Raw genomic sequence first — 19939 nt, forward strand, 5'->3', positions numbered from 1 at the left:
GGCCCATGCACCGCCGAATCACCGGAAAGCTCGTCATCGCCACCCACAATCCCGGCAAGCTCGCCGAGATGAAGGAGCTTTTGGCGCCTTACGGCATCGAGGCGGTGTCGGCCGGCGAGCTCGGCCTTCACGAGCCCGACGAGACCGGCAACGATTTCCGCAGCAACGCCGCGATCAAGGCGATCGCGGCGGCGCGGGCGACCAAGCTGCCGTCCTTCGCCGATGATTCCGGCATCGTGGTCGACGCGCTCGACGGCGCGCCGGGCATCTACAGCGCGCGCTGGGCCGGACCGACCAAGGATTTCACCGCGGCGATGACGCGGATCGAGCGCCTGTTGCAGGAGCGCGGCGCGACCACGCCCGACAAGCGCAAGGCGCATTTCGTCTCCGCGCTCTGCGTCGCCTGGCCCGACGATCATCTCGACGAGGTCGAGGCGCGCGTTGACGGCACGCTGACTTGGCCGCCGCGTGGCACCGCCGGCTTCGGCTACGACCCGATGTTCCTGCCCGACGGCCACAGCCGTACTTTCGGCGAGATGGAAAGCATCGAGAAACACGGGCTGCCGCCGCTTGGCCTCGGCCTGTCGCACCGCGCCCGCGCCTTCGTGAAACTGGCGGAGATCTGCCTTGAGCCGCGCTAAGGAAGCCTTCGGCGTCTACGTGCACTGGCCGTTCTGCCTGTCGAAGTGCCCCTATTGCGACTTCAACAGCCATGTCCGCCACGCCGCGATCGACGAAGCGCGCTTCGCTTCCGCCTTCGGGCGCGAGATCGAAACGACCGCGCAGCGCGCGCCCGGCCGCGAGGTCACGTCGATCTTCCTCGGCGGCGGCACGCCGTCGCTGATGCAGCCCGCGACCGTCGGCGCCGTGCTCGACGCGATCGGCAAGCACTGGATGGTGGCGAAGGACGTCGAGGTCACGCTGGAAGCAAACCCGACCAGCGTCGAGGCGACGCGCTTCGCCGGCTATCGCGCCGCCGGCGTCAACCGCGTCTCGCTCGGCGTGCAGGCGCTCGACGATGCTTCGCTGAAGGCGCTCGGCCGCATGCACAGCGCGCGCGAAGCGCTTGATGCCGTCGCCATCGCGCGCCGCTCGTTCGACCGTTATTCGTTCGACCTGATCTACGCGCGCCCCGACCAGACGCCGGCGATGTGGGCCGATGAGCTGCGTCTCGCGATCGACGAAGCGGCCGAGCATCTGTCGCTCTATCAATTGACGATCGAGGAAGGCACGCCGTTCTTCGGCCTGCACCAGGCCGGCAAATTGAAGACGCCGAACGAGGCGGTCGCGCGCGCGCTCTACGACATCACGCAGGAGACCTGCGACAAGCTCGGCCTGCCCGCCTACGAGATTTCCAATCACGCGCGGCGCGGCGCCGAATGCCGGCACAACCTGGTCTACTGGCGCGGCGAGGAATATGCCGGCATCGGCCCCGGCGCGCACGGCCGGCTCGACATCGACGGCATCAGGCACGCCACCGCCACCGAGAAGCGCCCCGAAGCCTGGCTGATGCGGGTCGAGACCAGCGGCCATGGCGTCGTCACCGACGATCTTCTCAACAGCGAGGAGCGCGCCGACGAATTCCTGCTGATGGGACTCCGTCTCGCCGAGGGCATCGACCCCGAGCGCTACACCGCCCTCTCCGGCCGCCCGCTCGACCCCAAGCGCATCGCGCTGCTGCGCGAGGAAGGTGCGATCACCGTCGATACCAGCGGCCGCCTGCGCGTGACGAGCAGCGGATTCCCGGTGCTGGACGCGGTGGTTGCGGACCTGGCGGCCTGAGCTCTCTCCCCATCGTCGTCCTGGCGAAAGCCAGGACCCATAACCACAGGAAGTGGTTTGGCGAAGGCTCGAGGTGACTAGCTTCGCGTCCCAACTGCCCTTGGGGGTAATGGGTCCTGGCTTTCGCCAGGACGACGGCGGAGAAATAACTACGCCCCAAAACTCTTCGGCGAGCCCGCGACCGCGACGCCGCCGCCGGTCGTCACCTTCATCACCGCGAGGCCGCGTTCGTTGGTGCCGTCGGCGCGGAAGCGGAACAGGCCGTCGATGCCGGCAAAGCCGGAAGGATTGGTGAGCACGTCGGACGAGAAGCGCGTGGTGCCTTGCGTGCGCGCGAGCGCGGCGACGAGGGCGACCGCGTCATAGGCGAGCGTTGCGGTGCGAATCGGCTCGGCGCCGTATTTGGTGCGGTAGCGGCCGGAGAAAGCGCGGAAGCCGGCCGGATCCGGCGCGGCGTAGAGGCCGCCTTGCAGGTTCGCATTCGCGTAGACGCGCGGACTGTCCCACAGGCCGGTGCCGAGCAGCTGGATGTTGCGCAAGTTCGCGCCTGCGGCCGTCATCGCATCGGCGACCGTCACCACCGCATCGCCGTCGTCGGCGATGAACAGCGCATCGGCGCTGCCGAGCTGCTGCGCCACGGCGCGCGCCGGCGTGGCGCGATCGGCACCGTATCTCTCGAACGCAACGATGCGGCCGCCACGCCGCGGCACCGCAGCCTTCACCGCGGCCTCGACCACGTTGCCATAGGCATTGTCGGGCACGAGCACGGCGACCGAGCGCTTTCCGATGCTGGCGGAATATTCGACGATCCGGTTGACGTCGGACTCCGGCAGGAAGCTCAGCAGATAGACGCCGCGGCCGGCGATGCTGGAATCGGTCGAGAACGCCATGACCGAGATACCGCGCGTGCGCGCGACCTGCGCCACCGCCGGCACCGACTGCGCAAACAGCGGTCCCAGGATGATCTCGGCGCCTTCGTCGACCGCCTGCTGCGCCCCCGCCTGCGCGCCTTGCGGGCTGCCATTGTCGTCCTTGATCAGCAGCTGGATGTTCGGATTCTGGAATTCGGCCAGCGCCATCTCGGCGGCGTTGCGCATGGACTGCGCGGCAAGGCCGGCGTTGCCGGCGGCCGAGAGCGGCAGGATCACGGCGACCTTCACCCCGCCGGTGCCGGCGGTCGTGGCCTGTTGCGGCGGGCCGGCCGGCTGAGCCGGGGGCGCGGAGGAGCTGCTGAAGGGATTGGAGAACTGGCTGAGGCTCTGCTGCACGCCGGCGCAGGCCGACAGCAGCGGCGCGCCGAGCAACAGGCCGAGCGCACTCCGCCGGGTCGCACCCGACGATTGGGGCCCCGGATCGGAAGACTTTGGATGACGCGGGCCCAGCATGACAGCTTCTCTTCTGACCTGCCGTCGTCGGCCGGTCACAACAAACTTGCCGCGACAGAAGCCGCGGATTCAGGCATATTGTCGGCAAATAGTTAACCAAAACAAAAGGATAATGATCGCTTAACGCAGCCGCACATCAATTCCTGGTTAGCTGTCTGCCGTTCGTCACCCAGCATCAAGGCGGCGTTTCCGCCGCGAATATGGCGCTGGTGCTTGATCCCCTCACGAATGTGATCCCGGATGGATCACATTCCCGTCCTCTTCAGTTCCTGCCTCGCCCCTCGCTTGCCCTCTTGCCCCGGCACGATCATTTTCGGAGGACCGGTTCCCAGCCCCGTGGATCATGCCTAAGTTCGTTTCATTATGCGCGCAAAGCCGGCCCCGATAAATACGCCTGAAGGCACAGACGCCGCACCGCGCGGCTTCTCCATCGATGCCCATCGTCTTGTGGCGCCGAAAGCCGCCGCAGGCCTCCATCTGGTCGCAACCCCGATCGGCAATCTCGGCGACATCACGCTGCGCGGGCTTCAGACGCTCGCCGGGGTCGATGTCATCGCCTGCGAGGACACCCGCATCACGCGGCGCCTGACCGAGCGCTACGACATTTCCGCGCAGCTCAAGCCCTATCACGAGCACAATGCCGAGGCCGCGCGCCCGAAGATCCTGGAGCGGCTTTCGCAAGGCGGCTCGGTCGCGCTGGTGTCGGACGCCGGCACGCCGCTGATCTCCGATCCCGGCTTCAAGCTGGTGCGCGAGGTCTGCGCCGCCGGCCATGCCGTCTACGCGCTGCCCGGCCCGTCCTCGGTGCTGGCGGCGCTGTCGGTCGCCGCATTGCCGACCGACCGCTTCTTCTTCGAGGGCTTTCTGCCGGCAAAATCCGCCGCGCGCAGGTCGCGCCTTGCCGAGCTTGCCCGCATCGATGCGACGCTGGTGATGTTCGAATCCGGCAACCGCGTGCAGGACACGCTCGCCGAGCTCGCCGAGATCATGGGGACGCGCGAGGCCGCGATCTGCCGCGAGCTGACGAAGCTGCACGAGGAGATTTCGCGCGCGACGCTGAACGAGCTGGCACGCGAGGCGGACACGCTGGAGACGCGCGGCGAGTTCGTGCTGGTGATCGCACCGCCTGCGGCGGACGCCGAGATGCTGACATCGGATGCGCTCGACGATCTCCTGCGCGCGCAGCTGGCCACCCACAGCGTCAAGGACGCCGTGGCCCATGCCGTCGAGCTTTCCGGCCGGCCGCGGCGCGCGGTCTATGCCCGCGCACTCGAGCTCGCAAAAGATTTGCGGGGCGGCGATGGCGAAGACTGAGGGCGGAGCGGAACCGAAAGTCGCCTCGCCCGAGCGCGTCGCCGCGTTCCGCACCGGCATCTCGGCCGAGAGCCGCGCCGCCGCCTATCTCATGGCCAAGGGCTATCGCATCCTCGCCAAGCGCTATCGCACCCCGCATGGCGAGATCGACATCGTGGCGCGCCGCCGCAACCTGATCGCCTTCGTCGAGGTCAAGGCCCGCGCGAGTCTGGACGATGCCGCCTTTGCCGTGACGCCGCGCCAGCAGCAGCGCATCATCGACGCCGCGCAAGGCTGGCTCGTCGCGCATCCCGAGCATGCCGAATTCGAATTGCGATTCGACGCCATGCTGATTGCGCCGCGGTCACTTCCGCGCCATGTGTTGGCAGCATTCGACGCCTCGACCTGAAAGGCAGACCATGAAACTGAACGTCGCCGTCCAGATGGACCCCATCGCTCGCATCAATATCAAGGGCGATTCCACCTTTGCGCTGCTTCTGGAGGCGCAGAAGCGCGGCCACGGCCTGTCCTACTACACGCCCGACAAGCTCTCGATGGTCGGCGAGGAGCTGGTCGCGCCGGTGCAGCTGCTGACCGTGCGCGACGAGCCGGGCGATCATTTCACCCTCGGGGAGCCCAAGCGCGAGGCGCTGAGCGGCTTCGACGTGGTGCTGCTGCGCCAGGACCCGCCGTTCGACCTCGCCTACATCACCTCGACGCATTTCCTGGAGCGCATCCATCCGAAGACGCTGGTCGTCAACGATCCGGCCTCGGTGCGCAACGCCCCGGAAAAGCTGTTCGTGATGAACTTTCCGCAGCTGATGCCGCCGACGCTGATCTCGCGCGACCTGGATGAGATCAACGCATTCCGGGACAGGCACGGCGCCGTCGTGATGAAGCCGCTGCACGGCCATGGCGGCGCGGCGGTGTTCCGCGTGATGCCGCAGGACATGAATTTCGGCTCGCTGTTCGACATGTTCTCGGTCACGTTCAAGGAGCCCTGGGTGATCCAGCAGTTCATCCCCGAGGTGAAGCACGGCGACAAGCGCATCATCCTCGTCAACGGCGAGTTCGCCGGCGCCGTGAACCGCGTGCCCGCCGCCGACGACCTCCGCTCCAACATGGTGCGCGGCGGCGCGGCGCAGGAGACCGAGCTCACCCCGCGCGAACGCGAGATCTGCGCCACCGTCGGCCCGGCGCTGCGCGAGCGCGGCCTGCTGTTCGTCGGCATCGACGTCATCAACGGCAACCTCACCGAGATCAACGTGACATCGCCAACCGGCATCCGCGCCATCGCGCGTCTCGGCGGCCCTGATGTCGCGGCAAAGCTCTGGGACACGATCGAGCAGAAGCGGGCGAAGTGAGGCGCCTCTCACTTCGTCTCCCGGATACTCACTCCCTCACCGTCACCCTGAGGTGCTCGCCTCTTCGGCGAGCCTCGAAGGGCGACGGCCCGGCCGCATCCCGGCCGTACATCCTTCGAGGCTCACCTCGCGATGCGTTGCATCGCAAGCTTCGCACCTCAGGATGACGGATCACCTGTGTCGGCGCGGCATGCTGAGGTGACACCATGGCGGCGCGGAGTCCCACGAGCCACTAACCACCCGTTCACCATGACGCCGCGCGCATCGTTCGGACGAACGTCTCGTACTGCGTGAATCTACGGTGGCCGCTGGCCGACCGAATAACGCGCCGTTCACCATCTGCCCAGAACTCGGGCCGTGGCCGCTCATCGCATTCGGCCTCGCAACACCCCTTATACTTTTATTCCCTACTCATCGACACAGGGGAACCCGCCACGTGCGGTTCGAGTACCCCGCGTAAGAGTAGAGGCGTATGAATACCGCACGCATTGTCGTTCTCGTCATCGCGCTGGGCGCCGGCGGCGTCGCTGCGTATCTGGCGAGCGGTTATGACAACAAGCCCGCGCCCGCCCTTCCCGTCGCCGAGAAGCTGCCGACGGTCGAGGTTCTCGTCGCGAAAAACGACATCCAGCTCGGCCAGGCCGTGAAGGCCGAGGACCTGCAATGGCAGACCTGGCCGTCGACCACCGCGAGCAGCGCTTTCATCCGCCGCGACAGCAGGCCCGAGGCGCAGAGCCAGATCGCCGGCTCGATCGCGCGCGTGCCGTTGATGCAGGGCGAGCCGATCCGCGAGCAGAAGCTGGTGAGGGCCGAGGGCTCCGGCTTCATGGCCGCGATTCTGCCGTCGGGCATGCGCGCCGTTTCCACCGAGATTTCAGCCGAGACCGGCGCCGGCGGCTTCATCCTGCCGAACGACCGCGTCGACATCGTCCTGACCCGCCGCCTGAAGAGTCCCGACCCCAACAGCACGACCGCGGGCAACGACCTCATCCTGTCCGAGGTCATCCTGAGCAATGTCCGCGTGCTCGCGATCGACCAGGCGCCGAAGGAAAAGGACGGCCAGAACGCCGTGCTCGGCAAGACCGTCACGCTCGAGCTCAAGCCGGACCAGGTCGCAACGCTCGCCGCCGCGCGCCAGGGCGGCACGCTCCAGCTTGCGCTGCGGAGCATCGTCGATGCCAACGCAACCGAGCTCACGGCCGAGGATTTGGCGATCAAGCGTTCCGGCGGAGTCAACGTGATCCGCTACGGCGTCCAGGTGCGACAACTGACGTCACAGAAGTGATGGGGACATAATGAACTACGGGGATGATCGGGCGGGCTTGCGCATTCGGGGGAATCGCGCACGCACGTTCTGGACGGGGGCGATGTTGATGCTGGGGCTGCTCGCAGCGCCCAGTCTCGTCGGCGCCGCCGAAACGCCGGTCGGCGACCAGGCGCCGATGCAGGCGCCGGATCTCGGCGTGGCGTCGGTCGGGACGATCGCGCCGGCGAAGACGCGTTTCCTGTCGCTCGGCGTCGGCAAGTCGGTCGTCATCGACCTGCCCCGCGAGGTCAAGGATGTGCTGGTGGCCGATCCCAAGATCGCCAACGCGGTGATCCGCTCGGCCCAGCGCGCCTATATCATCGGCGGCCAGGTCGGCCAGACCAACGTCGTGTTCTTCACCGCCGACGGCCAGCAGGTCGCCGCCTACGACATCGCGGTGAAGCGCGACCTCAACGGCATGCGTGCCGCGCTGCGCCAGTCGCTGCCGGGCGTGCAGATCGAAGGCGTCGGCGACAGCGTGATGCTGACCGGCTCGGTGTCGAGCCCGGTCGAGGCGCAGCAGGCCGGCGACGTCGCCGCCAAGCTGGTCGGCGGCTCCGACAAGGTGGTCAACAACATCGTGGTGCGCGGCCGCGACCAGGTGATGCTCAAGGTCGTCGTCGGCGAAGTGCGCCGCGACATCGTCAAGCAATTGGGCGTCGATCTCAGCGCCAGCCTGAATGCCGGCACCGCGGTCGTGAACTTCAACAATTCCAACCCGTTCTCGGTCTCGGGCGGCCCGCTCGTCACCAGCAACGGGCTCGGTCTTACCGGACTCGCAAAAGGCGTGGCCACCGTCAACGCCACGATGCGCGCGATGGAAAGCGCCGGCGTGATGCGGACACTGGCCGAGCCGAGCCTGACGGCGATCTCCGGCGAGTCGGCCACTTTCATCGCCGGCGGCGAATTCCCGATCCCTGCGGGCTATTCCTGCGATCCGGTCACTCACGTCTGTACCACCCAGATCACCTACAAGAAGTTCGGCATCTCCCTGAACTTCACGCCGGTCGTGCTCAGCGAGGGACGTATCAGCCTGCGCGTGATGACCGAAGTCTCGGAGCTGTCGAATCAGAACGCCATCTCCGTGACGCAGGCGGTGTCCGCGGGCCAGACCAGCTCGATCACCATCCCCTCGATCCAGACCCGCCGCGCCGAGACCACGCTCGAGATTCCCTCGGGCGGCTCGATGGCGATGGCCGGCCTGATCCAGCAGCAGACCAAGCAGGCGATCAACGGCCTGCCCGGCGTCGACCAGGTGCCGATCATCGGCGCGCTGTTCCGCAGCCAGGACTTCGTCAACAACGAGACCGAGCTGATGGTGATCGTGACGCCCTATGTGGTGCGCGCGGTCGCCCAGAAGGAATTGTCGCGGCCCGACGACGGCTTTGCGCCGGCCTCGGACGCGCAGACGGCGCTGCTCGGCCGCATGAACCGCCTCTATGGCATCGCGCGCCGCGTCGATCCGATCGACGGCGCCCGCGGCGATTTCGGCTTCATCATCGACTGAGACCGACGGACGGCTTGGGGAACGGGGCAAGGATCGGGGCAAGAGGGGATCAAGCGATGACGAAGACCATGACCGATCGACGTCGCGGCTTAAGCGTCGCGCTGGCGCTGACGGGGCTCTCCGTCATGCTGGGTGCGTGCAACACCACGGGCGAGATCGTCACCCAGACGGTGCCGACCGATTATCGCCAGCGCCATCCGATCGCTGTGCAGGAAGCCAAGAAGTCGATCGTGATTTTCGTCGGCAAGGCGAGAGGCGGCCTCTCGGCCGAACAGCAGTCCGACGTCGCGGGCATCGCCCGGGACTGGGTGCGCGAAGGCACCGGGTCCGTCGTCGTCGATGTGCCGATCGACGCCGCGAATTCGCGTGCCGCCGCGGCGACCTATCGGGAAATCCGTTCCGTGCTCGCATCCAGCGGCGTGCCGTCGCGTGCCATCGTCCAGCATCCCTATCGGCCCGAGGATCCCGGACTGCTGCCGACCATCCGCCTGAGCTACTCCCGCATCGCCGCGGTCGCCGGCCCCTGCGGGCTGTGGCCCGAAGACGTCGGTCCGTCCATCCTCGACCCCGGCTACAACGAGAACCGGCCGTACTTCAACCTGGGCTGCGCCAGCCAGCGCAATCTCGCGGCGATGATCGACAATCCCGCCGACCTCGAGCAGCCGCGTGCCGAAACGCCGGTCTATACCGCACGTCGCGACATCGCCTTCGAACGCTATCGCAAGGGCACGCCGGTCGCGACTCCCAACCCCGAGGCCGACAAGGCCAAGCTCAGCGATACAGGCAGATGACGAGCGTCAACGACGAAGAAGCGGACCATCCGCGGCACCCCGAGGAGCATATTGCGCCGGTTCCTCGCATTTCCGTGCAAGCCTTTTGCGAGACCGACCAGACGCTCGCCGCAGTGACCGCGGCCGGGCAGGATCGCAGGCTTGCCAAGGCGCATGTCACCGCCAAGGAAGGCGGCCTCGCCGCGGCGATCGAAGTCTATGAATCGATGCCGACGCCGAACGTGATCGTGATCGAATCCGACGGCACGCGCGACATCCTGGAGGGCCTGGACGATCTCGCCGGCGTCTGCGATCCCGGCACCCGCGTGGTCGTGATCGGCAACCCCAACGACACGGCGCCCTATCGCGAGCTGGTGCGTCGCGGCGTCAACGACTATGTGGTGGGACCGGTCGAAACGCTCGACGTGGTCCGTTCGATCTGCAGCCTGTTCTCGGCGTCCGAAGCCATCATCACCGGCCGCGTCATCGCGGTGGTCGGCGCCAAGGGCGGCGTCGGCGCGTCCACCGTCGCGCACAATGTGGCCTGGACCATCGCTCGCGACCTCGCGCTCGATTCCGTCGTGATCGACCTCGACCTCGCCTTCGGCACCGCGAGCCTCGACTACAACCAGGACCCGGTGCAGGGCATCGCCAACGCGGTGCTGTCGCAGGACCGGCCCGACACGGCGCTGATGGAGCGCCTGCTCGCCAAATGCACCGAGCGCCTCAGCCTTCTGGCCGCGCCTGCCACCCTCGACCGGGTCTACGATTTCGGCGCGGAGGCCTTCGACGCGGTGTTCGACACGCTGCGCATGACCACGCCCTGCATCGTGCTCGACGTCCCCCATCAATGGTCGGGTTGGACGCGGCGCGCGCTGATCAACGCCGACGACATCGTGATCGTGGCCGAGCCCGATCTCGCCAACTTGCGCAACACCAAGAACATGCTGACCGTGCTGAAGGCGGCGCGGCCGAACGACCGGCCGCCGCTGTACTGCATCAACCAGGTCGGCATGCACAAGCGCGCGGAGATCGACGTCAAGTCGTTCGTCAAGACCATGGAGAGCCAGCCGATCGCGGTGATCCCGTTCGATTCGAAACTGTTCTCCACCGCGGCCAACAACGGCCAGATGATCGCGGAGGTCTCCAAGAGCCACCGCACCACCGAGCTGTTCCAGAACATGGCGAACCGCCTCGCCGGGCGCGGCGAGGTGAAGAAGCCGAAGCGCTCGCTGCTCGGCCCGTTGCTGAAGAAGCTGAAGGGCCGATCAAGCCGCAATTCCGCGCCGCATCGCAAGGCTTCGTAAGGAGCTGAACTCGCAAAGGCCGGGAAGAGGGCGGACTATTTGTCCGCCCTTTGCTGTTTCTTGGCCAGCACCTGGCGCAGTGCCGCGACCTTGGCCGCGGCCTGGTCCGGCGGCAAATCTGCCTTCACGAGGATTTCAGCCTCGGCCTCGCGGCCCTGCAATCCCAGCACGAGCGCGAGATTGGCGCGCACCCGCGCATCGTTCTGATTGCGCTGATAAGCGCGGCCGAGCACCTGTTCGGCCTTCGGCAGATTGTTTTGCAGCATATAGGACAGGCCGAGATTGGACAGCACGGTCGGCTCGTCGGGCACGATCTTCAGCGCCGCGGCGTAATATTGCTGCGCCTCCTCGTTGCGGCCGAGCTGGTCGAGCGCGGCGCCCTGCGCCGACAGGATGCGCCAGTCCGGATCCTCGGGCGAATGCGCGCGGCCCAGCACGTCGAAAGCCTGCTGGAAATTGCCATTGTCGGCGAGCGCGCGGCCGTAGCCGGCGAGCAGCGCCTTGTTGCGGGGATGGCCGAGCACGGCCTGCTCGAGCACCGCGACCGCCTGGGCGCGCTGCCCGGTCTCGCGCAGCGCCTTGCCGTATTCGAGCGCGATGTTGGGATCGCTGGGCCTAGCGCGAAAACGCTCGCGCAATGCATCCATATCCGGCTTGGCGTCGGCCTTGCTCGCGGCGTCCGACTTGCCGCCGAGCGCGCCGGTGATGTCCTCGATGCCGGTGGTCTGACAGCCGCCGAGGGCAAGCACCAGAAGCGCGGGCAGCAGGAATTTCGCCGGGGCAGAGGCACGGGACAAACGCTTGGGCATACTCTGATCACTCGGCGACTGATCAGAGATGCTTACCGATTAACGCTAAATTCCCGTTAAGGAAGTCAGCCCCGCAGCCTAATCGGTGAACTCGGCACCGAATTCGCAGCCGATGCGCCAGCGCAGCCGGCACTGGCGGGAATAGTCGGGTGCGAAGATGATGGTGAATTGCGGCGGCACTTCCAGAAATTCTGCCACCACTTTCACGCCCCCGTCCGAAATATCCGTGATTGTGCAATCCCGCGGCAGCGAGCCCGCACCAAAATGGATCTTGGCGAGCCGGCTGCATACCCGACGTTCGCTTCTCCGGCGATTTGCAAGCATTTTGATTGTTCACTTGTTAGATCACGGCCCATCCCGCAGCCCTAGGAGTAGCGGACATTCGTTGGGATGTGCTGAGGACAGCCGCTCGCATTCGAGGCGTAGTGTCCGCGTCGCGTTTACGATTGGTTAGGGCTGGGCGGCGCCGGATATGTTCCCGTATTGTTCTTGCGGAGGGTGGGTGCTGGGTCAGTTTGATTGTGGCGGGCGCTGAAAGCGAATCAGCCCGTTTTCGGAGTCGTCAACGAGCATATTTTCAATTCTCGGATGCGTGAGTTCACTGTATGTTCACGGCGGGTTAAGAGTTATCACGCTAGAAAATCACTGGCATGGCTCGAATCACCACTTGCCATCCGTGGGGAAAATGGGAGAACTATCCATGATGCGCTTAAAAGTAGAAAAAATTGGTGAGGGACTACACCCGAGTGAATATGTGGTGGCTGTCCACACGCGCTCTGGAACCGAGGAACTTGTTGTCGATCCTCGCTCAATCGAATCAGATTCCATCGTTATAGGATGGCCGGTAGGTACTGAAGATACTTACCGACTGGTTGAATTGCCGCGCCCCACCGCCAGAGGCGCTCGCCGCGTCTGGGTCAGCAAAGATGCGCTGACTAGAGAGGAAATGAGAGCGACCGCATGATCCTCACGGATCGAGAGATAAAAAATTCCATAGCTAGCGGGCTGATTTCTATCTCGCCTCAGCCTCCCGCTGATGCCTATGCGTCAACTACTGTTGATCTAACTCTCGATCCAACTTTGCGGCTCTTTAAAGAACAGGCTCCCGGATTGGCAACAGCAGTCGATCCGGGAATGCCAAATTACAAGGCCACAGAACTTCTCAAGAAAATTACAGACCCGCTTCAAATTCCGGAATCTGGATGGGATTTGCCGCCTCGTCATTTGGTATTGGGCTGGACGCGGGAACGCCTAGAATTGCCGCCTCATGGGCGGCTTGCTGCCCGCGTGGAGGGCAAGAGCAGTCTAGCTCGCGTTGGGCTGGCGGTTCACGTCACCGCTCCTACTATCCATGCTGGATTTAAGGGCACCATCCAACTTGAGATCATAAATCATGGTCATCTTCCAATCCGGCTGCGTCCCGGCTTGGCGGTTTGCCAGCTTGTATTCGAGCAGACTTTAGGAATGCCAGACAAATCCTACGAAGGTCAGTTCCTAGGCCAACAAGCCACCTAGTGGTGCCTAGACTCCTTCGCTTCCCAAGCCTCAATCATTTCAACCAAATCGGTCACTTCCCAAAGCCTCTGAGTCACGCCAGCAGCCATTGCTGGCGTCATCTTCAGGGTCGAGTGAACGCGCACAAAATTGTAGTGCATCGCGTGAAGCGCGATAGCGCACGCGTGGTTTTCGATCTTCTTAGAGAAGCCGTTGGTCAGACGAGTAAACCGGCGCATGCTCATGCGCATGGTAAGGTTCGCCCTCTCCACATAAGACGTGCTGATGTGCTTCATGTCCGGGTTACCGATGATCGGGTTTTTTTCAATACCGATGCAGATGGCAGGGCTGTAGCGCCGTTCCGGTGATTTGCCCGGCTCTTGTCCATATTTTTTGACGAGGATCGAATAATCGATGTCGTTGCCGAAGGCATCCACGACGGCTTGCAGATAGGCCTTGTGACCGTCGCTGGTAAGCTGGATGCGGTTAGCGAGCCTCCCCTTCAAGTCGTCAATGAACTCGCGAGCGGCGCCATAACTGCGGTCTGATACGTAGAAGCTCGCCAGCAGCTTGGTTTCGGCATCGATGGCCGTCCACGTCCAAACGTCTCCCGCATCGGCCGGTGCGGCCTTCGCCTTGGGGACGTTCATGTGCTTCGCGTAGACAAAGCTCCAGATTTCATCGACCTGGACCAGCTTACAGGGGAGATTGCGCAGCACGCGGTCTTGGTAGGCGGCGCTGGCGCGGCCTGCATCTACCAGCAGCTTTGCGATGGTGTTCTTGCTGGCGCCAGTAACCCGCGAGATCGCACGGATTGCCATGCCTTCGCAGAGCAGCTGCAAAATCTTGGCGCGGTCTTCTCTGGTCAGCCTGTTCATACTGACCCTTATACGTGAGAAGAACACACAAATCAAGCAATGCTTGATTTGTTTCTAGCGCCACCTAGCAGTAAAGCTACGGGACTCCGGTAACGGATTCGTGATTGTGTAAGTGCCTAGCACCAAGCTTGTCCCGTTAGCGGAACCATGCAATAAAAAGGGCGCGCTGGATTCGTGGTCCTAGCGCGCCCTGTTCCTCAACCCGGCTGGTCGGCCTAGAGAGTGGAGGTTGCGAAGAAGATGACGGTCAAAAAATGAAGAGGGGGTTCACCACCCCTGATGTCCTCTTTCCTTGCCGTCGCTGGGCCGCTTCGCATCCGGCGCAACGGCTCTCCGTATAGCACCAACGTGCCTCGGGAGCAACAAATGTCTGACGAATCTGCCGGAATCGACCCTTATGACGCCGTGCTCGCGGACCTATACGCGAAGCGAGACCAGATCGATCAGGCCATTTCAGCAATTGAATCTTTACGGGGGGGCGCCCCAAGCACGTTTGCCGGCGCGACTGCGAGGGGTGCTGCTGGCGATATTCGCGGCGCGAGTCAGGGGGCGGATGGTCCCGGTGCCCTTCTCGGGCTATCGATAGCCGACGCTACCAAGAAGCTGCTCGCAGCCAAGCGCCAGCCCCTTAAGAACCCCGACATCGCTACCTTGTTTAAGGCTGGCGGGCTTGTCTTGAACTCAAAGGACTGGACCAACACGATTGGGGCGGTGCTGACGCGCCGCGCCGAAACGATTGGAGATATCGTCAAGGTGGAGCGCGGAACTTGGGGACTTAAGGAGTGGTATCCAAACCGCAGCTTTAGGAAGGATAAGGAAGCGTCGAAGCCGGAGGCTTCAAAAGGAGAAGCCGCGAAGGCCGACGATAGCTGGGGAAGCGAGTTCCCAGCGTCCAGCGAAACTACGAAGACCACCTAGAGCGAACAGCCTTAAGCGCAGAGGCTTTGCGCTCGGCAGCGGTCATTTTGGCGGCCCTAGCCTTCCCGCCGACTAACCCACCCTTACGGCCCCGCTCAACTGCAGCGGGGTCTTTTTCGTTTTGGGTTTCTGGACCGTTATCGGGAGCTTCGCCGGTCGCAATATCGATAATCGACTTAGCGAGCTGGTTGGGGTCCCTAGGGCGTTTGGGGGTCATTGGATGGCCGACCGTTCGGAGCATATACAGGTGATATCAACGAGTCCGGCGCGGCTCTCCCGCTGTAGCGTTCGGAAACCGTCAGGCAGGACATCAACCGTGGCGTGGTAGTCCTGCTGAATCCGGTGGAAATTATCGTCTGACATGCGCGCCATTGCCGTCTTACCGCAATCGGGGCACTTGAGATTTTGAGTCCAACGGTCAGGCTTTGCCATCCTGTAAATATGCGCCCCGACGCGTCACTTTTCCAGCCCGTCCGCGCCGCCACAATCAAACTGACCCAGCACCGGAGGGTGGCCGGCTCTGCTACCCTCGATTGTGCAAGTGGGCAGGCTGGTTCGGCATGGTTCAACGGGTTTCTACCGTCGCCTTTGAGGGGATCGAGGCCCGCGCGGTCGACGTGCAGGTGCAGGTCGCACCGGGCCTGCCGGCCTTTGCCATCGTTGGCCTGCCGGACAAGGCGGTGTCGGAGGCGCGGGAGCGGGTCCGCTCGGCGCTGATCGCATCAGGCCTGGCGCTGCCGGCGCGGCGGATCATCGTCAATCTGGCCCCCGCCGATCTGCCCAAGGAAGGCAGCCATTACGACCTGCCGATCGCGCTCGGGCTGATGGCGGCGATCGGCGCGATTCCGCCGGATGCGCTGACTGGCTTCACCGTGCTCGGCGAGCTCGGCCTCGACGGCTCGATCGCGCCGGTGGCCGGCGTTCTTCCCGCCGCGATTGGCGCCAATGTGCGCGAGGAAGGCCTGATCTGTCCGGCCGCCTGCGGCTCGGAAGCGGCCTGGGCGAGCCCGGACATCCAGATCATCGCCGCACAATCGCTGATCCAGATCGCCAACCACTTCAAGGGCACGCAGGTGCTGTCGCGTCCCTCGCCCAGAGTGCACGAGGCCGCCGCCTCGCCGCTCGACCTGCGCGACATCAAGGGCCAGGAAAGCGCCAAGCGGGCGCTGGAGATAGCGGCCGCCGGCGGACATCACCTGTTGATGATCGGCGCGCCCGGTGCCGGCAAGTCGATGCTGGCGGCGCGCCTGCCCTCGATCCTGCCGCCGCTCTCGCCGGGCGAGCTGCTCGAGGTCTCGATGATCGCCTCCGTTGCCGGCGAGATCGAAGGCGGTGCGCTGACGTCGCGGCGCCCGTTCCGATCGCCGCATCATTCCGCCAGCATGGCCGCGCTCACCGGCGGCGGCATGCGTGCCAAGCCCGGCGAAATCTCGCTGGCGCATCAGGGCGTGCTGTTCCTCGACGAATTGCCCGAGTTCGATCCGCGCGTTCTGGATTCGCTGCGCCAGCCGCTGGAAAACGGCGAGGTCTCGGTGTCCCGCGCCAATCATCGCGTCACCTACCCTGCCCGCTTCATGCTGGTCGCGGCGATGAATCCCTGCCGCTGCGGCAACGCGTTCGAGCCCGGCTACGCCTGCAAGCGCGGCCGCATCGATCGCTGCACCGGCGACTACCAGGCGCGCATCTCAGGCCCCTTGATGGACCGCATTGACCTGCGCATCGAGGTTCCGGCGGTGACCGCAGCCGACCTGATCCTGCCGCCGCCGGCGGAGGGATCGGCCGAGGTCGCCGCGCGCGTGGCGGCGGCGCGCGACATCCAGCTTGCGCGTTACGCGGATATCGGCCTGCCGCGGGTCCGCACCAATGCCGAGGCGCCGGCCTCGGTGCTCGAAGAGATCGCCAAGCCGGATGCGCAAGGCGCCAAGCTGCTGCGCGACGCCGCCGAGACCATGCGGCTGTCGGCGCGCGGCTATCACCGGGTGCTGCGGGTGGCGCGCACGCTCGCCGACCTCGACGGCGCCGACAGGATCGGCCGGCTGCATCTCGCCGAAGCGCTGTCCTACCGCGCACTCGCAGAGGATGTGCGCCAGATGGCGTGATCATTTCGCGCATCAACCCGGCGGTAACGAGTTTCCTTTACGCTCTACAAACCATAAGGCCCACAAGTTCCGGTACGGGCCCGGCGAGTAGAATGTCATGTTGCGTTTCAAGATCCTGGCCTCGGTTGTTCCCCTGTTGGCGGCTGCGGTGTTTGCCCGCAGCGAGATCGGATCGGTCTCGCATCCCTGCATCGCCCTGGGCGACACCTCCGTCGAGCTGACATCGCTGTTCTGGACCGCCGGCGTCCATGTCGCCTTCACCGACGATCCGACGCGGGCCACGGTCAGGGTTCAGATCACCGACGATGCGGACGGTGCGGACTTCGCGGTGGTGGACGACGGTCTCGGCTCCGAGCCGGATTCCTGCCAGGCCAATCCGCAGACCCGGCTCATCACGATTGCCGCGCAGCCGGTCGACGGCGGCCCGGTGATCTATCTCTCCGCCGACGGGCCGGCCGATTACCGCATCTATGTGCGCTCGAAGACGTTCTCGCAGCGCGAGGCGGCGGCGCTGATCGTCGGCGCCCACGACGGTCACCGCCCGTTCCAGGCGGCCTCGCTCTGAAGGGCGATGATGAGGCGTTAACACCTCGTCAACCCTGTTTGGAGGCGGCGCCAAAGCCTCAAGCTGTTCGCAAGGTCGGCGGGACATCGTCGCACGTGGCGAGCACGGGGTTTCAAGACAAGAGTCGGGATCGGTGGCGATGGGTCGGACGTTCCGGATCAAGGTGCGCATGCGCCGCTTCAGGCGGCAGCATCCGAGAATCGCCTTCGCGATCCGCTCCTTCATGATCTTCTCGGCGACGTTCGGCGGCGCCTATGGCTTCGTCTCCGGCAGCCGCGCCGAGAATTCCGGCTACGATCCCAATGCCTTTGCCATCGGCGCGAGCTTCCTGTTCGCCCTCGCCTGCCTTGGCCTGGCGACGATGAGCATGCGGCTGCGCTTCGTCAACAAGCGGCTGCGCAAGCTCGCCGCCCATAACGAGGCGCTGATCGACCGCAATTGGGAGCTGAAGGAAGCGGAGGAGCGCGCCCGCAGCCTGTTCGAACAGCAGGGCGACCTGATCGTGCTGCGCGACACAAACGGCCGCATCACCTTCGCCAACGACGCCTATTGCACGCTCGCAGGGCAGGCGCGCGGCGCGCTGGTCGGCACGCGCTTTGATTTCGACGTGCTGGAGCAGGGCGACAATGCCCGCGAAAGCAACGGCACGCGCGTTCACGATCAGAAGATCGCAACCCCGCTCGGCGCGCGCTGGATCGCCTGGCGCGAGGGTTATGTCCGCCTCGATGCCGGCCAGCCGGCCGAGTTGCAGAGTGTGGGACGCGACGTCACCGACCGCACCGAGACCGAGCGCGCACTGTCCGACGCCCGCGACCAGGCCGATGCCGCCAACCGCGCCAAGTCGCGCTTCCTCGCGATGGCCTCGCACGAGATCCGCACTCCGCTCAACGGCATCATCGGCATGGGCGGCCTCTTGCTCGACACCACGCTGACGCCGGAGCAGGCGACCTACGCGAAAGCCGTGAAAACCTCGGGCGAAGCGCTGATGGCGCTGATCGAGGAGATGCTCGATTATTCCAAGATCGAGGCCGGCAAGCTCGACCTCGAGCAACGCCCCTTCGCGCTCTCGACCCTGATCGAGGAGATCACCGAGCTGCTCGCGCCGCGCGCGCAGGCGAAGACGCTCGAGATCGCCGCCTATGTAGACGAGCGCCTGCCGCTCGAGGTGGTCGGCGACGCCGCGCGGCTGCGCCAGGTGCTGCTCAATCTTGCCGGCAACGCCATCAAGTTCACCGCGAGCGGCGGCGTGGCCCTGATCGTCGAGCCCGGCATCTGGCCGAACGAGATCAGCTTCCTCGTCCGCGACACCGGCATCGGCATCGCAGCCGAAGCGCAGCAACGCATCTTCCGCGAGTTCGAGCAGGCCGACGAGCGCGTCGCCCGCACCTATGGCGGCACCGGGCTCGGCCTTGCCATCAGCGAACGCATCGTCAAGCGCATGGGCGGCCGGATCACACTCGCGAGCGAACCGGGCAGGGGCTCGACCTTCGAGGTCGCGGTGCCGCTCGCGCCATCGCAAGGAGGCGCGGGGCAGACCCCGTTCCCGAGTCCCGACCTCACGGGCAAGTCGATCCTGCTGATTGCCGAGGGCATCGAGGCTTCGCTGATCGCACGGCGACTGGAGCGCTGGGGCGGCCAGACATGCCTCGTGACCGACGCCGCTGTCGCGGAAGCGCTGCTGCCGGAGCGCTCCTGGCAGGCAGTGCTGGTCGATCGCGCGATCGGCCCTGCGATTGCCGATCGGCTGAGCGAAGTGGCCCGCGCCCATGCGCCGCAACGGCTGGTGCTGCTGACGTCGAGCTCGCGCCATGAAAAGCTGTCGGCGGCCTTCACCGGCTTTCTGGTGAAGCCGCTGCGCGCGGCCTCGCTCGCCGCACGCCTCGCGCTCACCCCGGAGATCGCATCGCCCGAGCTTGCGCCGGAGCCCCCGGTCGAATCCACGAGCACGGCATCGGCAAAGGGACTGTCGGTCCTCGTCGCCGAGGACAACGAGATCAACGCGCTGTTGATGCGTTCGCTGCTGACCAAGCTCGGCCACCGCGTCGTCATCGCCGTCCATGGCGAGGCCGCGCTGGAATCCTGGCTCGCTGCCAGCTCGGCCGGCACGCCCTATGATCTCGTGCTGATGGACATCCAGATGCCGCAGCTCGACGGCATCGAAGCGACAAAACGCATCCGCGCCCACGAGGCTGCCACCGGTGGTCGTCACACCCCGATCCTCGCACTCACCGCCAACACGCTGGTGGAGGATCGCTACGCCTGCTTCGAAGCCGGCATGAACGGGTTTTTGATCAAGCCGCTCGACCGCGAGAAGCTGGACGAAGCGCTGGCCGGCCTCGCCGCGTCACGGCATCTGGCGGTCTGATCCAGAATTTCACGGGAACCTCATCTCGGCCACAATCGATAATTGAAATCGACCGCGTTGCGCGTCACCATCCTCGGGGGGCATTTGCGATAGAGGA

19 protein-coding genes are annotated in these 19939 nt (G+C 65.2%); 15 read left to right on the forward strand and 4 right to left on the reverse strand.

Features of this window, described 5'->3' with window-relative positions; genetic code table 11:
• Nucleotides 1–5: 5 nt before the first annotated feature.
• Both rdgB and hemW read left to right on the forward strand, forming a co-directional pair.
• On the forward strand, nt 6–641 hold the full coding sequence (gene rdgB, locus XI08_RS29185; protein ID WP_271577037.1) for an RdgB/HAM1 family non-canonical purine NTP pyrophosphatase: 636 nt from the start codon (nt 6–8) through the stop codon (nt 639–641).
• Nucleotides 628–1782, forward strand: a complete 1155-nt coding sequence (gene hemW, locus XI08_RS29190) for a radical SAM family heme chaperone HemW (protein ID WP_271577038.1) — start codon at nt 628–630, stop codon at nt 1780–1782. The genes rdgB and hemW overlap by 14 nt, the downstream gene beginning before the upstream one ends.
• A 149-nt stretch (nt 1783–1931) precedes the next feature.
• Here hemW and XI08_RS29195 read toward each other — a convergent pair whose 3' ends face one another.
• Entirely contained in the window at nt 1932–3167 is a 1236-nt protein-coding gene (locus XI08_RS29195; protein ID WP_271577039.1) for a penicillin-binding protein activator, read from the reverse strand.
• A gap of 363 nt (nt 3168–3530) precedes the next feature.
• Here XI08_RS29195 and rsmI point away from each other — a divergent pair, with 363 nt between their 5' ends.
• From rsmI to XI08_RS29230, 7 genes are all read left to right on the forward strand, one after another.
• Complete coding sequence (rsmI, locus tag XI08_RS29200) at nt 3531–4481, forward strand: 16S rRNA (cytidine(1402)-2'-O)-methyltransferase (RefSeq protein ID WP_271577040.1); 951 nt, start codon at nt 3531–3533, stop codon at nt 4479–4481.
• Nucleotides 4468–4869: a YraN family protein gene (locus XI08_RS29205; RefSeq protein WP_027543763.1), complete on the forward strand. Its 402-nt coding sequence runs from the start codon at nt 4468–4470 to the stop codon at nt 4867–4869. Before rsmI ends, XI08_RS29205 begins: the two co-directional genes overlap by 14 nt.
• 10 nt (nt 4870–4879) lie before the next feature.
• Nucleotides 4880–5824, forward strand: a complete 945-nt coding sequence (gene gshB, locus XI08_RS29210) for a glutathione synthase (RefSeq protein WP_271577041.1) — start codon at nt 4880–4882, stop codon at nt 5822–5824.
• Between the two features lie 472 nt (nt 5825–6296).
• Nucleotides 6297–7109 (forward strand): Flp pilus assembly protein CpaB, encoded by an 813-nt coding sequence (gene cpaB, locus XI08_RS29215; RefSeq protein WP_271577042.1) that lies wholly within the window; start codon nt 6297–6299, stop codon nt 7107–7109.
• A gap of 10 nt (nt 7110–7119) precedes the next feature.
• A complete protein-coding gene (locus tag XI08_RS29220) occupies nt 7120–8637 on the forward strand; it encodes a type II and III secretion system protein family protein (protein WP_135178660.1) in 1518 nt (505 codons plus the stop codon).
• Nucleotides 8638–8693: 56 nt separating this feature from the next.
• Nucleotides 8694–9428 (forward strand): CpaD family pilus assembly protein, encoded by a 735-nt coding sequence (locus XI08_RS29225; RefSeq protein WP_049823314.1) that lies wholly within the window; start codon nt 8694–8696, stop codon nt 9426–9428.
• Entirely contained in the window at nt 9425–10714 is a 1290-nt protein-coding gene (locus XI08_RS29230; protein ID WP_271577043.1) for an AAA family ATPase, read from the forward strand. The genes XI08_RS29225 and XI08_RS29230 overlap by 4 nt, the downstream gene beginning before the upstream one ends.
• A gap of 35 nt (nt 10715–10749) precedes the next feature.
• Here XI08_RS29230 and XI08_RS29235 read toward each other — a convergent pair whose 3' ends face one another.
• Both XI08_RS29235 and XI08_RS29240 read right to left on the reverse strand, forming a co-directional pair.
• Nucleotides 10750–11523: a tetratricopeptide repeat protein gene (locus tag XI08_RS29235; RefSeq protein WP_271577044.1), complete on the reverse strand. Its 774-nt coding sequence runs from the start codon at nt 11521–11523 to the stop codon at nt 10750–10752.
• A 78-nt stretch (nt 11524–11601) separates the two neighbouring features.
• Nucleotides 11602–11847 (reverse strand): PilZ domain-containing protein, encoded by a 246-nt coding sequence (locus XI08_RS29240; protein WP_011083489.1) that lies wholly within the window; start codon nt 11845–11847, stop codon nt 11602–11604.
• 376 nt (nt 11848–12223) lie between these two features.
• On the opposite strand from XI08_RS29240, the gene XI08_RS29245 reads away from it, so the two are divergent.
• Nucleotides 12224–12487: a hypothetical protein gene (locus XI08_RS29245; protein ID WP_271577045.1), complete on the forward strand. Its 264-nt coding sequence runs from the start codon at nt 12224–12226 to the stop codon at nt 12485–12487.
• Nucleotides 12484–13038, forward strand: a complete 555-nt coding sequence (gene dcd / locus XI08_RS29250) for a dCTP deaminase (RefSeq protein ID WP_271577046.1) — start codon at nt 12484–12486, stop codon at nt 13036–13038. The genes XI08_RS29245 and dcd overlap by 4 nt, the downstream gene beginning before the upstream one ends.
• On the opposite strand, the gene XI08_RS29255 is transcribed toward dcd, so the two are convergent.
• Nucleotides 13035–13895: a helix-turn-helix domain-containing protein gene (locus XI08_RS29255; protein ID WP_271577047.1), complete on the reverse strand. Its 861-nt coding sequence runs from the start codon at nt 13893–13895 to the stop codon at nt 13035–13037. The genes dcd and XI08_RS29255 overlap by 4 nt on opposite strands.
• Before the next feature lie 366 nt (nt 13896–14261).
• Between XI08_RS29255 and XI08_RS29260 the strand changes: the two genes are divergently transcribed.
• The 4 genes from XI08_RS29260 to XI08_RS29275 all read left to right on the forward strand — a co-directional run bounded on the left by XI08_RS29260 (nt 14262) and on the right by XI08_RS29275 (nt 19842).
• Nucleotides 14262–14813 (forward strand): hypothetical protein, encoded by a 552-nt coding sequence (locus tag XI08_RS29260; protein WP_271577048.1) that lies wholly within the window; start codon nt 14262–14264, stop codon nt 14811–14813.
• Between the two features lie 560 nt (nt 14814–15373).
• Nucleotides 15374–16912: a YifB family Mg chelatase-like AAA ATPase gene (locus XI08_RS29265; protein WP_271577049.1), complete on the forward strand. Its 1539-nt coding sequence runs from the start codon at nt 15374–15376 to the stop codon at nt 16910–16912.
• A gap of 97 nt (nt 16913–17009) precedes the next feature.
• Entirely contained in the window at nt 17010–17477 is a 468-nt protein-coding gene (locus tag XI08_RS29270; RefSeq protein WP_271577050.1) for a hypothetical protein, read from the forward strand.
• 139 nt (nt 17478–17616) lie between these two features.
• Nucleotides 17617–19842, forward strand: coding sequence for an ATP-binding protein (locus XI08_RS29275; protein ID WP_271577051.1), 2226 nt, complete (start codon nt 17617–17619; stop codon nt 19840–19842).
• Nucleotides 19843–19939: the final 97 nt, after the last annotated feature.

Origin of the sequence: Bradyrhizobium sp. CCBAU 11361, from assembly GCF_028128935.1 — a bacterium.
GTDB lineage: Bacteria > Pseudomonadota > Alphaproteobacteria > Rhizobiales > Xanthobacteraceae > Bradyrhizobium > Bradyrhizobium niftali.

Excerpts from the sequence above, each read along its gene's own strand:
- rdgB (WP_271577037.1), top strand. The coding sequence starts at position 6 with ATGCACCGCCGAATCACCGGAAAGCTCGTCATCGCCACCCACAATCCC.
- XI08_RS29195 (WP_271577039.1), bottom strand. The coding sequence starts at position 3,167 with ATGCTGGGCCCGCGTCATCCAAAGTCTTCCGATCCGGGGCCCCAATCG.
- rsmI (WP_271577040.1), top strand. The coding sequence starts at position 3,531 with ATGCGCGCAAAGCCGGCCCCGATAAATACGCCTGAAGGCACAGACGCC.
- XI08_RS29205 (WP_027543763.1), top strand. The coding sequence starts at position 4,468 with ATGGCGAAGACTGAGGGCGGAGCGGAACCGAAAGTCGCCTCGCCCGAG.
- gshB (WP_271577041.1), top strand. The coding sequence starts at position 4,880 with ATGAAACTGAACGTCGCCGTCCAGATGGACCCCATCGCTCGCATCAAT.
- cpaB (WP_271577042.1), top strand. The coding sequence starts at position 6,297 with ATGAATACCGCACGCATTGTCGTTCTCGTCATCGCGCTGGGCGCCGGC.
- XI08_RS29220 (WP_135178660.1), top strand. The coding sequence starts at position 7,120 with ATGAACTACGGGGATGATCGGGCGGGCTTGCGCATTCGGGGGAATCGC.
- XI08_RS29225 (WP_049823314.1), top strand. The coding sequence starts at position 8,694 with ATGACGAAGACCATGACCGATCGACGTCGCGGCTTAAGCGTCGCGCTG.
- XI08_RS29230 (WP_271577043.1), top strand. The coding sequence starts at position 9,425 with ATGACGAGCGTCAACGACGAAGAAGCGGACCATCCGCGGCACCCCGAG.
- XI08_RS29235 (WP_271577044.1), bottom strand. The coding sequence starts at position 11,523 with ATGCCCAAGCGTTTGTCCCGTGCCTCTGCCCCGGCGAAATTCCTGCTG.
- XI08_RS29240 (WP_011083489.1), bottom strand. The coding sequence starts at position 11,847 with ATGCTTGCAAATCGCCGGAGAAGCGAACGTCGGGTATGCAGCCGGCTC.
- XI08_RS29245 (WP_271577045.1), top strand. The coding sequence starts at position 12,224 with ATGATGCGCTTAAAAGTAGAAAAAATTGGTGAGGGACTACACCCGAGT.
- dcd (WP_271577046.1), top strand. The coding sequence starts at position 12,484 with ATGATCCTCACGGATCGAGAGATAAAAAATTCCATAGCTAGCGGGCTG.
- XI08_RS29255 (WP_271577047.1), bottom strand. The coding sequence starts at position 13,895 with ATGAACAGGCTGACCAGAGAAGACCGCGCCAAGATTTTGCAGCTGCTC.
- XI08_RS29260 (WP_271577048.1), top strand. The coding sequence starts at position 14,262 with ATGTCTGACGAATCTGCCGGAATCGACCCTTATGACGCCGTGCTCGCG.
- XI08_RS29265 (WP_271577049.1), top strand. The coding sequence starts at position 15,374 with ATGGTTCAACGGGTTTCTACCGTCGCCTTTGAGGGGATCGAGGCCCGC.
- XI08_RS29270 (WP_271577050.1), top strand. The coding sequence starts at position 17,010 with ATGTTGCGTTTCAAGATCCTGGCCTCGGTTGTTCCCCTGTTGGCGGCT.
- XI08_RS29275 (WP_271577051.1), top strand. The coding sequence starts at position 17,617 with ATGGGTCGGACGTTCCGGATCAAGGTGCGCATGCGCCGCTTCAGGCGG.